General features: G+C 44.6%; 9 protein-coding genes and 1 tRNA gene. 5 read left to right on the top strand and 5 right to left on the bottom strand.

Going from position 1 to position 14,498, the window contains the following annotated elements; all coding sequences use genetic code 11:
• Positions 1–72: 72 nt before the first annotated feature.
• Positions 73–149: transfer RNA gene (locus ABLA33_RS02780), tRNA-Asn, on the top strand.
• 52 nt (positions 150–201) lie between these two features.
• On the top strand, positions 202–966 hold the full coding sequence (locus ABLA33_RS02775; RefSeq protein ID WP_347719155.1) for a M15 family metallopeptidase: 765 nt from the start codon (positions 202–204) through the stop codon (positions 964–966).
• Positions 967–1,753: 787 nt separating this feature from the next.
• Here ABLA33_RS02775 and ABLA33_RS02770 read toward each other — a convergent pair.
• The 3 genes from ABLA33_RS02770 to ABLA33_RS02760 form a co-directional block, all read right to left on the bottom strand.
• On the bottom strand, positions 1,754–3,757 hold the full coding sequence (locus ABLA33_RS02770; protein WP_347719154.1) for a RagB/SusD family nutrient uptake outer membrane protein: 2,004 nt from the start codon (positions 3,755–3,757) through the stop codon (positions 1,754–1,756).
• Positions 3,758–3,837: 80 nt separating this feature from the next.
• Positions 3,838–7,035, bottom strand: a complete 3,198-nt coding sequence (locus ABLA33_RS02765) for a TonB-dependent receptor (protein ID WP_347719153.1) — start codon at positions 7,033–7,035, stop codon at positions 3,838–3,840.
• A gap of 394 nt (positions 7,036–7,429) precedes the next feature.
• Positions 7,430–8,635 carry a hypothetical protein gene (locus ABLA33_RS02760; protein WP_347719152.1) on the bottom strand — a complete coding sequence of 402 codons (1,206 nt, stop codon included), beginning with the start codon at positions 8,633–8,635 and terminating at the stop codon, positions 7,430–7,432.
• Positions 8,636–9,078: 443 nt separating this feature from the next.
• Here ABLA33_RS02760 and ABLA33_RS02755 point away from each other — a divergent pair, with 443 nt between their 5' ends.
• The 3 genes from ABLA33_RS02755 to ABLA33_RS02745 all read left to right on the top strand — a co-directional run bounded on the left by ABLA33_RS02755 (position 9,079) and on the right by ABLA33_RS02745 (position 12,202).
• Positions 9,079–9,597 carry a GNAT family N-acetyltransferase gene (locus tag ABLA33_RS02755; RefSeq protein WP_347719151.1) on the top strand — a complete coding sequence of 173 codons (519 nt, stop codon included), beginning with the start codon at positions 9,079–9,081 and terminating at the stop codon, positions 9,595–9,597.
• Between the two features lie 432 nt (positions 9,598–10,029).
• Entirely contained in the window at positions 10,030–11,460 is a 1,431-nt protein-coding gene (locus ABLA33_RS02750) for a hypothetical protein (RefSeq protein ID WP_347719150.1), read from the top strand.
• Positions 11,453–12,202, top strand: a complete 750-nt coding sequence (locus ABLA33_RS02745; protein WP_347719149.1) for a radical SAM protein — start codon at positions 11,453–11,455, stop codon at positions 12,200–12,202. The genes ABLA33_RS02750 and ABLA33_RS02745 overlap by 8 nt, the downstream gene beginning before the upstream one ends.
• 221 nt (positions 12,203–12,423) lie before the next feature.
• Here ABLA33_RS02745 and ABLA33_RS02740 read toward each other — a convergent pair whose 3' ends face one another.
• A complete protein-coding gene (locus ABLA33_RS02740; RefSeq protein WP_347719148.1) occupies positions 12,424–13,998 on the bottom strand; it encodes a S41 family peptidase in 1,575 nt (524 codons plus the stop codon).
• Positions 13,995–14,459, bottom strand: coding sequence for a pantetheine-phosphate adenylyltransferase (gene coaD, locus ABLA33_RS02735; RefSeq protein ID WP_311490061.1), 465 nt, complete (start codon positions 14,457–14,459; stop codon positions 13,995–13,997). Before coaD ends, ABLA33_RS02740 begins: the two co-directional genes overlap by 4 nt.
• Positions 14,460–14,498 lie beyond the last annotated feature (39 nt).

Below are 14,498 nucleotides of genomic sequence, written 5' to 3'. Positions count from 1 at the left end.
AGCACCTGACTGTTAATCAGGGGGTCGTTGGTTCAAGCCCATCCTGAAGCGCAAATATCTCAGAAGAGCACTGCTTCAGTAGCTCAGTTGGTTAGAGCACCTGACTGTTAATCAGGGGGTCGTTGGTTCAAGCCCATCCTGAAGCGCCATGGAGGAATCACTAAGAAGTGGTTCCTCTTTTTTTGTTTATTGCAAAACGTGATGAAGAAAGGAAAGCTGTGCGTAGTGATGGGAATGTTCGCACTTATGCTGTGCGCCCAAACGCCAAAGAAAAACAAAACGACGACTGTAGTTGCCCACGCAACGGCAGCGGAAACGGACGATGCGGTGCTGCAACGCTGGGATGCTGGACGGAAGGTGTCGGCCGAAGCTGTAAAGAAGTTCGGACGGAAGCATTGCTTCGTTGCTCAGCGCATCCCCGACAAGGTGTTTCAGAGAATGTTGGGAAAATCATTTCCTAAGACAAATGCTATCGAGCGTGAAGAACTGCGCTATCTACGCCTACTCCATTACAACAAAGAGGGCGAAATACGGCTGGGAGAAATGGTGTGTAACAAGCGTATTGCTGGCACACTGGTTACTATCTTTAGCAAACTTTTCGATGCGCACTACCCCATCGAGCGAATGGTGCTCATTGACAATTACAACGCTAACGACGAAAACTCTATGCGGGCTAACAACACCAGCTGCTTCTGCTTCCGCCCCGTGAAAGGTACGAAAAAACTATCAGCCCACTCCCGCGGAATGGCTGTCGACATTAACCCACTCTACAATCCCCATTGCAAAAGGCAAAAAGGAAAACTCTCCGTTGCACCCACAACGGCTCTACCCTACGCTGATCGCTCCAAAAAATTTGCTTACAAGATTGAGCATGGCGACATCTGCCACCGCCTCTTCCTTGAGCATGGCTTCAAATGGGGCGGCGCGTGGCGTCACTCGAAGGATTATCAACACTTCGAAAAATAGAATATACAAAAACGGTATCTTCACCACGGAAAGTTTCAAACAGGAAGCTTTCTCTGCAATTTTCCCAAGAGAGAGCTGCACTTATTTATCTACACAAGCAAAAATATCCTTATTGCGTTTGAAGATACAATAAGGCTGTCAGCTGACATCCTTATTGCGTCAGCCCACGCTCTTATTGTATTTACGAGTTCAACAAATAGAGCCACAACTACGAGAAAACATACTTCTCCACAGAATTTTGTTTTTTGCGTTTTTGTCGTCACGTTGTCACACTATGAACATAAACGATTGAAAATGTATAGATTGAGCGCGTGACAACAAGATGGCAACAAATATTTTGTTGTCACACCCTCAAGCATCTATTTATCAACGTGTTTACTCCTCCGTGACAACGTGACAACAAAAATTGAGTTTTCTTGGTAGGAGTACTAATAGAAGTCATAGCTCCCTATCCACTGTCCCCAGCGGGGACACACCATGCTTAACCGCGGGTGATACCCGAAGGGTGAACCCGTGGGAGATGTAGCAAAACTCACCTCCGACACCAGCGGTGTCGCACTGCACCCTTTTCTACTCGTATGTCTCTTTACTCATATACTCTTGCAATGCTATGCTTCTAACAAAAAACCGCCATACCGACTTAAGGGTATTGCGGAAAGGGAATCGGGTTTATCCCCGAATTATACTGGTATTCATCGACAAAGAAAACCACCAATGCAATTCGGGGATGAACCTCAAAAAAAAGAGGGAAGTAAACACTCCCCTCTTTCATTAAGAGATATTAGAATTATTCAATGGTTTCGGCTCCATTACCATCTATCATAGGCCAACCTGGATTCTGATAAACAACAGAAGTTTTCAGATCTGCCTTATTGGTTGCCGTCTTGCGGAAAACAGATTGTGGCAGCGGCATGAGATAGTGATCCGGAGTGAAGTTTAGACCATTATAGAGCAGGTTGTGGTCAGCAGGCTTGATCTGGTAGGGACGAATATAGTTGCTCAAAGTTTTGGCAGACATATTACCCTTTTCACCTGTTAAGTCGACAACAGCTTTATCATTACCGTCTTTGTCGCGGAATGCACCTTCGTAAACAGTGCCCCAATAGCGGAAACCTTCAACCTGGTAGTTCTTCACCTGGTCGCAAGCGCGCCAGCGTTGCAAGTCTGCCCAGCGGAAACCTTCGCCAATCAGCTCATTGCGGCGTTCACGGCGGATATTGTAGAGCGTTGCATCGATGAGCTTACCGTGAGAGTAAGCAGCAAAGTCGCCCTTAGCTTCCTCGTTCATATCGGTAGCAGCGATTGTTATGCTATAGTTCTCATTCACCTTTGCACGGCGACGGATAGCCTTCCAATAGCTTTCAGCTGTAGCATCGATTGTTCCATTGAGTTCATAAGATGCTTCTATATAGTTGAGCAGAGCTTCAACGCCACGGAACAAAAGACTACCATTCACACTGTGGAAGTGGGTCAGATACATGGTGGGGTCGTAGTGCTTACCCTTCTTAATCATATAGCCCGTTACCGCACGCTTTTCTGTTTCTTCGAAAATGCTGCTCCCCAACTGAACGTTGGCGGTGGTACCATCAGCAAAGTAGCTCTCAACACTGTTGTCGCCCTTTGTGAAGATGCGGATACGTGAGTCGCGGTTTGCCAATGTAGCACTAATACCATTCAACTCTTGAGAGTCATTGTAGCCAGAAGCTGCGGCATAGATGGGATAACCGTTCTCCATCACGAAGGAATTGACAAGGCCACGTGTCCAACCTGTGTTGCAACCATTCTTTTGGAAATATTGCTGCGTGTTGTGACCTGTGCCTTTCGCAACGCTATATTCGCGCCACATCAGCACCTCGGGATAAGTGGACATATCCGCATCGCAGAACATTGTATAGTAGGAATTAATGGACTTATACTTATTATCCATACCTTCGTCTGTGGCAGTATTTTCGGCCAGTTTGCTAACCATCTTGTCGCCCACCATCTTGGCACTCTTCATAGCTTCACCGAGGAAGTATTTCACTTCGGCAGCGTTGTCATAGCCAGCTGCATCTTCAGCAGCACCGGGCCAATCCTTACCACCTGGAACAAAAGCTGTTCCGGCATGATACTTCTCGAATGTACCTTCATAGAGAGCTACGCGACTGCGAAGCAGATAAGCCACATCGCGAGAAATGCGTTCTTTCTTGCCGTCGGGAGAAACCTCTTTGAGTAGACTGATAGCTTTGTCGAGGTCTTCAAGGATGAAGCGAGCCACTTTGTTACGCGGATCACGATGAGAGGCTTTGAGAAGAACGCTTTCTTCATCGGGAAGTGCAGTAGTGATGATAGGGCAGTCGCCGATATTCTTCAGGAGATTGAAGTAGGCGTATGCACGGAGAAGATACATTTCGCCAATGTAGTGCTTAATGTTATCCGCATTGCCTTGAATCTTACCAGCTTCGTACTTGGGAAGAACCTGCTCGAAGAAGTAGTTGCAATGGCGCACTTGGGTGAAGTTCCACGGATTGCTACTACCCACCTTGTATTGTCCTGGAATCCATAGGTTAGAACCTCCAGCATTCACCTGGTTGTCTGTACCGTTATCATCGGCGAAAGTACCAATGCCGTAAGAACCAGGTTGGATGGAATTGAAATTATAGTATTGGATACTATATGCAGCAAGGTCTGCTTCGGCTGTAAAGTACTTACTGGGAGTAAGGCTATCTTCTGGTTCACGATCCAGAAAGTCATTACAGCTTGTCAGTGTTAACGCACCACACAGCAGCAGTGAAAAATATTTTAGTTTCATAATGTCTTTTTTATTAAAGAGTACATTTAGATTGATGCGGAATAGAACTTTTCCGCTCTTTTCTCAGCGAATTATGAGAGTTAGAAAGTGACACTTACACCAACAGACCATGTCTTAGAGAGCGGATAAGTCTTGCTGAAGCCCCAACCACCGGCGTCAATGAGTTCGGGATCGCCCATCTTGGTGAACTTAGTGAAAGTGAGAAGATTCTCAGCCGAAACAAAGAAGCGAACTTTCTGAACATAGAAACGCTGTGTTAGTGCTTCTGGGAGAGTGTAGCCCAACGTAACGTTCTTCAGACGGCAGTAAGCTGCATTCTGCAAGTAGCTAGTTTGTGCTTGCTGGTTCTTCTGTGTGCTCCAATCAGGTTCGGGATAGTAAGCGTTGAGATTCTGTCCGAGCGGATCGTTTGCATCGGCACGGAAGTAGTCGAGATGCTCCTTGAAAGCAACGCTCTGCCACTTGCCACCGCTGGCACCCCAGAACATAACACCGCCACCACCTGCACCAGGCCAATAATCGCGCTTCAGAACACCTTGGAAGAATACTTTCAAGTCGAAGCCTTTATAGCTGGCTGTGAGGTTCAGACCGAAGTTGTAGCGCGGAGTGGAGTTACCAATAATCTTACGGTCACCAGGGTCGTTCGCCGTATTCTGACCAGTATTGATCTTCTTATCACCATTAAGGTCTTTGTACATAATGTCACCAGCGCGCCAATTAGAACCGAGCGCATCTTGGTTAGCATTCTTCAGGTGAGCATCCATCTCTTCCTGAGTTTTAGCCATACCTTCTGTAACATAGCCCCAAATATCGCCTAAGTGAGCGCCCTTATAGTATGTCTGAGAGAGATCTTTCGCTGCATTGGGATAACGATCGATAACCACTTGATTGTCGCTCAGCATGAGGTCGGCACCATAGAAGAAATCGTTGATATGATCGCGCCATCCGAGCGTAAGTTCCCAACCCTTTGAGGTCATATCGAGGTTGTTCACCTTAGGAACAGCCGTACCGAGTACATCAGGAAGCTCAGGAGCAGGACCTACCATGTCCAAAGTTTTGCGTTGGAAGTAAGTGAAGCTGGTTGTCAAGCGGTTGTTGAAAGCACCGAAGTCAACACCGAGATCCCATGTGCGGGTCTTTTCCCATGTGAGCAATGCACTGACGAGAGCTGGTTCGGAAGCCAGATTCTGCTTCTCTCCATTGAGCAACCAGTTACCGGCATTAGCACTATAACCAATAGTAGAATAGAAGGGATACCAGTTGTCCGTGTTTTGGTTACCGAGCTTACCCCAAGTGAAACGGAGCTTCAAGTTGTTGATCTTATCTTCGATAGGTTTCCAGAAGTTTTCCTTAGAAACATTCCAACCTAAAGAGAAGCTGGGGAAGAGATTCCAACGCTTTGATCTGATGAAGCGAGAAGAACCGTCGTAGCGAAGACTTGCTTCTACCAAGTAGCGTTCAGCATAGTTGTAGTTCAAACGACCAAAGAAACCTGCTGTTGACCAACTTGCCAAACCACCTGCAACACGCGGATTGGTGGAAGTAGTGTTCAGTGTAGGCACTCTAGAAAGAATACCATCACGAGAACCTGTCACATTGCGATAGTGGAACCATTCGCTTTGGAAACCAGCCATCACCTTGAAGTTGTGATCACCAAAGCTGTGAAGGTAAGTTGAATAGATATTCGGATTGAAATAGTTAGACTTGTAAGCGTATTCCGTTACGGAAGAAGTCTGATTGTCTGTTGCGTATGGATTGTTATTAACATCCCAAGCGTAAACCGTCTGATAATCTTCGTGACGGAAAGTGGTGCTTGCGCGATAGTTCAATTCAGTATTGATCGTCCAGTTCTTGATAGGTTCAAGAATGAGTGAGAACTGCTGATCCAGATTATCCTGCTGAATATTGTAAAGACCACCACGATTAAGCATTTCGTAGTAAGATTCGCGTACGGGGTGTCCATTTGGGTCGATAGTCGGAACAATCGGCCAGTAACGGCAAGCATTGTGATAGAAGAGAGGAGTAACAAACGACGGACGTTCAAAATCCTCACGGTTGAAGCGAGTTGTATAACCGAAGTGCGCCCACGGAGCCAGCTCACTATTGATGCGCCCTGTGAAGGCATAGCGGTTGCGGTCGTCCTTAGCTTGCTTAAGCATACCATTGCGCTGTAGGTAGTTAGCAGAGAAGTAGTATTGCATCTTTTGACTACCGCCTGAAATACTCAGTGTGTGCTCTTGTGAGAAACTATTGCCGAAGTGGTATTTCAGCCAATCGGTGTTGCCTGATGGGAGCAGATCAAGATTGTCCCAAACCTCCCAACGGTTAGTCTTTGGGTTGGCGTACATTGTGGGGCCACCTTTTCCCGCAAGATTGTCTTTAATCTGCTGCAACTTAGCTTCTGTAAACATGGTGCTATGTCCAGCTGCATTGAAGAAGAGAGCATACTCATAGGAGTTCATCATCTCCGGCATATTGAGTGGAGAGTTGAAACGGAATGAGTTGTTGTAGTTGATTGATACCTTACCCTCTTTACCTTTCTTCGTTGTAACGAGAACAACACCACCTGCTGCGCGTGAACCATAAATAGAGGAGGTACTCGCATCTTTCAGGATAGAGATGTTTTGAATGTCTTGAGGATTGAGAGTTGAGATGTCGCCCTCCATACCGTCGATGAGGACAAGCGGAGTTACGGAAGAACCAGAACCGATAGTTCCTTTACCACGAATATTGAAGTTTAAATCAGAATCGAGCGCACCACCGCCTGAACCTACGGCGAAGTTCATACCAGGCACAACACCTTGCAGTGCTTCAACAGTGCTATTAACAGGACGAGCTTGGATTTCTTTTGCGCTAACGGTAGAGATAGAACCTGTCATATTGACACGTTTCTGCGTACCGAAGCCCACTACGACTGCTTCGCCCAAAGTATTGTCTTTTTCTTGAAGAGTGACTTTTAGTGGACCACCATTCCACGTCACCTCTTGTGTGTCATAGCCTAAGAAGGAGATGACTACAACAGAGCCTTTTTTCACTCCTGGAATAGAGAAAGAACCGTCGCCCTTGGTGACGGAAACACGGCCCGAATTCTTAACTCGCACAGCGGCGCCCATTACAGGTTCGCCATTAGCGTCTATTACTACGCCTTGTAGCGCATCTTGCTGCTGCGTGATAGTCATCGTTGGTCGGACACTTGACGCCAAAACTTCTGGTGCCAATCCACCACCCATAACCGTCAGAAGCAAAAACGCTCCGAATGAATTTGAGAGATGAGACATAGATGAAGATGATTAAAAGGTTTGTTACTTTATTTTGTTTGATTAGGTTTTTTGCTTTGTTTCTTGTCAGGTATCTTCGTCTTAGTGAAAAAACTATGCTAGAGAGTCATCTTTTTTTTTGAGTTTTTGTATTTTCTATAACTCACTTCATAACGAATATTTGTTAACTTGACTTTGCAAATATATATCTTTATCTAAATCTCTTGCATATTTTTTGTAGAATTTTTTATTTTATTTTGCACAAAGCCCTTTTCCCTGTGAAATCAGGTCAGTTTTATACTCTCTCCAAGCTTTTTTATTCTTAATAGTAATAGATAAGTTATAGAGTATTTTCACACAAAAAAAGGTCGCCCAGTTTTGGACGACCTTATAAAAAACTTTTTTGTGCTGTGAATTACTTCACGAGGACTTTCTTACCGTTGATGATGAAGAGACCCTTCTCAGCCTTCTGCACGCGGCGACCCTGGAGGTCGTAAACAACAACCTTCTGAGCTTCCTGAATAGTGCTAATTCCAGTAGCAGTAGCTTCTGTTACCTTCGTAGGAGCGATTTCAGGCGTTGTACCTTTGAAGATTTGGTTGAAGATAGCCACTACATCGTACTTCTTACCATTCACGTAATCCTTCACATCGACACCACCGAAGAGCTGGATGCGTTCGCTACCAGAAACAGCGTAGTAGTTAGTGTACTTACCGCTCTGTTCTGATTCGATAGTGACACCCTTCAGGACAACGAGGTCTGCCAAGTGGTTCTTAGCGTTGAGTTCAGCGATAGTTGTTTCAACAGGCATTGCTTCTTCTGTGCTTTCAGTAACAGTCAGATTGCTTGCAGAAGTCTGAGCGTTCTTTACCACCTCAGGCATACCATTATAAACCTTGAAATCAACATCAACATAACCGTTGAGCACTGCATTATCGTTCAGTTCAAGACCAGTATTGAAAAGGATGATAGCCTTGTCGCCTTCGCGAACATAGATAGACTTAGCACCTTTCTTCGTAGTGTGAGAACCGAGCACCTTAGCATTTGTAAACTTCAGACGAACGTTTGCTTGATCAGCTGTCAGAGCGTTGAGACTAGCAATCGTCATTTCTGTAGCAGTCTGAGTTCCGCCAGTTTCACCACTGCTAGAAGTTCCGTTTGCTGTGATTTCAGCCTTGATAAAGCGGAACTGACCATTTTTAGTGCTCTGACGACCATAAGTAGCCTTATCGCCAACAGTGAGAACCACGTTGTTAGCATCGCCAGTCCAAGTCACAGTCATTGCTGTTGTATCAACAGTTACAGTACCCGTTGAAGCAGACATATCTGCTTGAGTGTAGATACCAGTCTTAGCAATATTAAACACGATAGACTTCATGTTAGCGCCCGTAGTCGTAACGGTCAATGTACCTTTGGCATACACACGAATATCGCCATCCTTGTGATGCATGGGAACAGTCTTACCTTCTGCCTTTGATGCAGTAAGAGTGTAGGTACCTGAAGTCAGCGTGAGAGCACCATTAGCAGCGGCTGTCCATGTAGCTGTTTTGTTGTCAATCGTTTCTGCTCCTGCAAACAGGGCCGTAAACAATGTAACTAAAAGAAGTAGAGATTTCTTCATAAAAAAGATATTTAATTGATAATGTAAGTAATGATGCCACAAAGGTAACGATTCTTTTGTGCTTTTGCAAAAGATTGTTTAAAGTATCTGCCTCACAATGAGTTTTTTGCTATCATTCTTCGTTCTCAACCGCTCACAAAGACTCTTTTCACACATAATAAACACACAAAAAGTCCTGCGCAAAAGCACAGGACTCTAACTGCGTTGTCCTACTCCGATTCGAACGAAGACTGAGAGAACCAAAAACTCTAGTGCTGCCATTACACCATAGGACAATCCCTGCTCCTCGTTAAAGAAGCGGTGCAAAGATAGTACTTACCTATAATACAGCAAAATTTTTTCTCCGAAAAATCATTTTTTAATGGCAAAAGAAACTATATGATACGCCACAGATTGTATAAACGCACGAGATTTGCTTTCTTTGTAATCTAATTTTAGAGTATATGCAAACCTTTTTTCGATCTGTCCGCCCTTCTGATTTTGATACGGTATTCCGCATCCTTCGTGAAGCTGCACAAACCATGGTGGCAAAGGGGCGACAGCAGTGGGATGAAAACTACCCTGCTAAAACTGACTTACAAGCCGACTTCGATTCGGGCGTGGGCTATGTTATAGGGGAAGACGCGGAAATAGTGGCTTATGCAGCCATCTCTTTTCACGGCGAACCAGCTTACGATGCACTCGAAGGAAGTTGGCTCTCTGCGTCGCCTTATGCTGTTGTTCATCGCGTGGCTGTTCTGCTTTCCGCACTGGGACGCGGTCTCGCGCGGCGCATCTTTTCCGAAGCAGAACGCCTTTGCCGAGAACGCGGGGTGCAGAGCATCCGCATAGACACCAACTACGATAACGCTGAGATGCTCTCTCTCGTACGCCACCTTGGCTTCATTTATTGCGGAAAAGTCTACTATCAGCGCGGCACCACCGAAAAAACAGAACGCTTAGCATTTGAAAAAATATTATAACCCTCTCCCCCACTAAAAAATAACTTATAGGAAAGAGCGAATCCTTCTCCACTCATATTTTTCCTTATTGCGTTTAGAAACACTATAAGCGCGTCAGCTGACAGCCTTATTCTATCAGCTGACGCAATAAGGATATTCACGCGCATATACACAATAATTGCCTTTCAAAACATCCCTGCACATTTTTTCATGCGGTTATAGTCTGAAGCTATAGGATGTATAGAGAGTTTAGTAGGAACAACCTCAATATTCTTGCAATACTCATTTAGTGATATAGGAAATTCTGTATCTTTGCCAGAGAGGACCTTCCTTTTATATACTTGTATTTTATTCACATAATACTATAAACATCAGCAATATCACCAACTTTTTAGAGAACATTCTTACCCTCTACAGCACAAATCATAAACATGTAATCAAAAAAAACTGCACATGAAAACAGATAAAGAATATCCTGCAACGCATTCCATGTCTACATCATGGTATATGGTAGACGATGAGGGGAATATTGCTATTATGCAATTCGATGATAATGGCCCGATTCCACTTGGTGTACACCAGGATTGCAATTTTGCTAACAATCTAATTTTTGGAGAAGGCTTTCACAATGGCAAGATAGACGATTCAATCCAACTTACCAAAGAACAGATTGAAGAATTGTTGGGAAAACCTCATTCAGTTAGTGAGCAAGACGCTTGGTTTGAGGTCGTTGTAAAAATAGACAAGAGTCAGAAAGAACGATTCTTGAATATCGTAAATAATTCAAAGATAGAATATGAAGGGTGTATATCAGAAGAGTTGGGCCTTTACAAGATTGATGCTTGGAACTGTACTAAGTCAAATGACAATTCAATAATAAAAGGTTCAGGTCTTGACCAAATCATAAAGGCAGGAATTATTGAGTATGTCTATGACTATCCTGAACTTAATATGGATGCCAACTATAACCCTACTGAGGGTAAGATGGACTTCGTAAAGGACTTCAATCAAGCGCCATATTATATTTACTTGCAGCCCTATTGGCCTGATACAGTGCAAAAGCGCATGAATATCCCTTCTCATCCTGTGAAAATCTCACAGATTAAGAAGATTTATCACGACAAAATTCTGAAAATACCTGGAAAATTTAAGGAGCTCGAAGATTTGCAGATTGCCCGATGGTTTCCATCTGTCGTGCTTTCATGTAAAAACATAATGCACGTTGAAAACAATGAGTATGCTCTATTGCCGATGGTTGATGGAAAAGACAGGTGGGTACTTACCGACAGTTGGGTTTTTGATTTTTACGACTTCTGTCCCATCAAATCAGATAACGGATGTAAGAAGTGTGATTTTAAATGTACACTTACTTTCTCTAAAACAGACGTGTTAGAACCTACGATTCTTTTTATTGTTCCTATCACCTTTGAATACACGGATTTTTGGAATGATGAAGAATTATGTGCGTTGGAGGATAAAATGATAGCTCTGAGCTATATACCCAATGTTCCCACAAAAAACAATTGTAAGCACATGCCGATGGATAAAGAGGAGATAAAAGCAAAAATAAAGTATAAAGCTCTCTGTGAACTTTTCAAAAAATCCAGCGGCTGGCTTGAGAACATCATCTCAACCTTACGCCCTAATGTTATCATCATAGAAGATAGTGCGTGCTGCGTAGTTCAAACAGTCTTCCCAATCAGTCAGCACTGCATAGAAATCAACAAAAATTTATACCCCATATACCGAAGGTCTGAACTAGATACTCACAAGGAAGAAATTATCAGATTATCTAAAAAGCCATATCAAGGACCCGTATCGCCATATTCATATTCTATAGAGGAAATGGAGGAACTCAAAAAACAGGGGAAAGCTCATGATTGAAATACTGTCTATAGATCTTAGTAACTATTGCTCCAAACAATGTCCGTTTTGTTATAACCATAGTAGTAGAAACAGTCGCGGGCTAAGGTGGAAACCACAAGAGGTGATTGACTTCACTTCTGATTGTGTTGCACATGGTATCAAAGCTGTTTCGCTTGGTGGCGGGGAGCCTTTTGAATATGAAGGTATCTTTGAAGTCATTGACGCATTGTACAATAGATGTTATCTGTCGGTAACAACAAATGGACTTCCACTACAGGATGAGTCCATCTGGAACGAACTCATGCTTCACCAGCCCGATAAGGTTCATTTCACCATACACTATCCCAATGAAGAGCATGAGGTTGCTAGAGTTCTGAGCCAGATAGAAAAAATAATGCAGACGAATATAAAACCTGGCGTTAACCTCCTTGTTGGGAAGGATAAAATTGATGCAGCACAATCTGTGTATAAAAGATTAAGCGAGATCATCCCTACAGATCAAATTATTATCATTCCCCAAAGATACAGCAATACGCCAACTCCTAAACAGATTTCGATAGTAGCAGGAGGGAAGCCATTTCAAAGCCCTTCGTGTCTGTTAGAATGTAAACGCCCGCAAAACTTTGTTTCTGTATCATGGGATAAGAAAGTAAACTCATGTAGCTACGCTCCAGGAAAACAACCACTAAAAACCTTAGATTTTGCTGGAATGATGGAAGCACTTAATAACGTTGAATGGAGAACATGCAAAGCCCTTTGAGCATATTTGCCATCATCAGTATGATGAGATAGTTCTAAAGAAAACGAAGCTTCATCAGCTTTTTTCTGGCAACACTTGTTGTAATAAAAAGCCAGCGTGATGACTGTATTACACTTCTTGTACCTGACTACAAAGGCGCTCCACAGAGAGGCAGTAAAACAAAAAAAACATTCCCGAAGCACAAAGATTCGGGAATGGTTGGTATATGAATGTATAGGTACTTACTTCTTAATGAGTTCAAGACCTTTCTTGACAATGTCGCTGCGACGATTGACGAATTGGAAGTATTCGTTGCGATCCCACACATCATAGATAATGAGGCTCTTTAGCGTGAAACGCAAGTCGGGGAGCGTTTTTTGCATTTCCTTATCGTCCTTGGCTTCTATCTTTTTCTGCTTGCCAGCTTCGATAATCTCATCGATGAGCGTTTGCGGCACTTCGTAAGTGTCCATAAACTTTTTGAATTCGGGATACTGACGTTTGATTTCCTTGCGGTGGTTGTCGATGAATTTCAAGCTTTTCTCATTGATGATATTGGCGCGGCGCAGAGCGAGGTAGTACTTGGAGTAGGTCGTAGTATCGAGCGGTACGAACACATCGGGCATGATACCACCGCCACCATAAACAATGCGATTTTTCTCCAAAGTGCGATACACTTTAGTAGAATCAAGATGGATGCTGTCTTTACATACGAGTTCGCCGTGCTTATAGCGTTGTTCCAGATCTTGGTTGTATTCTTCCTTCTGACCTTTGACGTATGGCTTCTGAATACAACGGCCAGAGGGTGTGTAGTAGTGAGCCGTGGTCAGGCGAATCATAGAGCCATCGGGAAGAGGAAGGGGACGTTGTACAAGGCCTTTACCAAAGGTGCGACGTCCAACAATGGTGCCGCGGTCGTGGTCTTGGATAGCTCCCGAAACGATTTCGGCAGCTGAAGCGGTGTATTCGTCAACGAGTACCACTAATTTACCGTTTTGCATGAGTCCGCCACCTTCGGCCGTGAGCACCTGCTTGGGCTGTTTGCGGCCTTCAGTATAGACCACAAGTGCACCTGGTTTCAAAAACTCATTTGCCACCTCAACAGCAGAACCTAAATATCCGCCGCCATTCATCTGAAGATCGAGAATGAGATGCTTCATACCTTGTTTCTGTAGGGCTTTGATGGCATCGTTCATCTCTTTACCACTGGTGGCACCAAACTGCTCGAGATGGATATAGCCAATACCGGGTTCTATCATGTAGTAAGCGTCGAGCGTGTTAAGGGGAATTTTGTCGCGCGTAACGATGAAGTAGAGCGTCTCCTTCACGCCGCGGCGCACAATGCCGAGTTTCACTTTCGTCCCCTTCGGACCGCGCAGCTTTGTCATGATGCTATCGCGGCTCATTTTCACGCCGGCAATGGGGAGGCCATCAACGCTCACGATGCGGTCGCCAGAGAGGATTCCGACTTTCTCGCTCGGTCCTTTGCGCACGGTTTGGATGACCACGAGCGTATCTTCCAGCATATTGAACTGTACGCCGATGCCTTCAAAGTTGCCATCGAGCGGCTCTGTGAGCTGCTTGGTTTCTTTCGCGTTAGAGTAAGAGGAATGAGGATCGAGCTTGTCGAGCATACCTCGAATGGCATCTTCGGCCAACTTCTTTTGATCAACACTGTCCACATAGAGACTGGTGATGGCCATTTGCGCCATCTGCAATTTGCGAAGCTGATCGACGTCGATGTCGCCAAAATCGTGCTGCGCATGAAGACCGTTCGCGCAAAGCAGGGCGAACAGTAGGAATATGTACTTTTTCATTGTTCTATTTTATTTTCTGTTTTTTTAGGGAGAAAGTCGGAGACGTCTTTGCCAAAGGCTATGAGTTCGCGCACAACGCTCGAACTGATATAGGCGTGGCGTTCTTCGCAGAAAAGCATCACGGTTTCGACCCCTCCAAGGCGTTGGTTCATAGATGCCACGTCGCGCTCGTATTCGAAGTCCTTCACACTACGCAGTCCGCGCACAATGAACTGTGCGTTGTGGCGGCGCGCCAAATCAATGGTCAAATCATTGTAGCTAACAACACTGATGCGTGGCTCATCTTTATAGAGTTCGCTAATTTCTTCCACGCGTTGTTCTGGCGTGTAGAGCGGACGTTTGCTTCCATTCACACCCACACCGATGATGATTTTATCAAACATGGGCAGGGCGCGCTCCACGATGCTGGCGTGCCCAACAGTGAAGGGATCAAACGACCCTGGGAACACGGCTATCTTCATAATGTCTGTTCTTTTTATTAGAGCGCGAAGTTACGATTT

It is taken from the genome of uncultured Alloprevotella sp., from assembly GCF_963536905.1.
Lineage (GTDB): Bacteria > Bacteroidota > Bacteroidia > Bacteroidales > Bacteroidaceae > Alloprevotella.
Note: the sequence above shows the minus strand (reverse complement) of the source record. Positions and strands in the feature narration are given on the sequence as shown.

What these genes read in the sequence shown, in the direction of transcription:
- ABLA33_RS02755 (WP_347719151.1), top strand. Translation starts at nt 9,079, where the DNA reads ATGCAAACCTTTTTTCGATCTGTCCGCCCTTCTGATTTTGATACGGTA.
- ABLA33_RS02750 (WP_347719150.1), top strand. Translation starts at nt 10,030, where the DNA reads ATGAAAACAGATAAAGAATATCCTGCAACGCATTCCATGTCTACATCA.
- ABLA33_RS02765 (WP_347719153.1), bottom strand. Translation starts at nt 7,035, where the DNA reads ATGTCTCATCTCTCAAATTCATTCGGAGCGTTTTTGCTTCTGACGGTT.
- ABLA33_RS02760 (WP_347719152.1), bottom strand. Translation starts at nt 8,635, where the DNA reads ATGAAGAAATCTCTACTTCTTTTAGTTACATTGTTTACGGCCCTGTTT.
- ABLA33_RS02745 (WP_347719149.1), top strand. Translation starts at nt 11,453, where the DNA reads ATGATTGAAATACTGTCTATAGATCTTAGTAACTATTGCTCCAAACAA.
- ABLA33_RS02740 (WP_347719148.1), bottom strand. Translation starts at nt 13,998, where the DNA reads ATGAAAAAGTACATATTCCTACTGTTCGCCCTGCTTTGCGCGAACGGT.
- ABLA33_RS02775 (WP_347719155.1), top strand. Translation starts at nt 202, where the DNA reads ATGAAGAAAGGAAAGCTGTGCGTAGTGATGGGAATGTTCGCACTTATG.
- ABLA33_RS02770 (WP_347719154.1), bottom strand. Translation starts at nt 3,757, where the DNA reads ATGAAACTAAAATATTTTTCACTGCTGCTGTGTGGTGCGTTAACACTG.
- coaD (WP_311490061.1), bottom strand. Translation starts at nt 14,459, where the DNA reads ATGAAGATAGCCGTGTTCCCAGGGTCGTTTGATCCCTTCACTGTTGGG.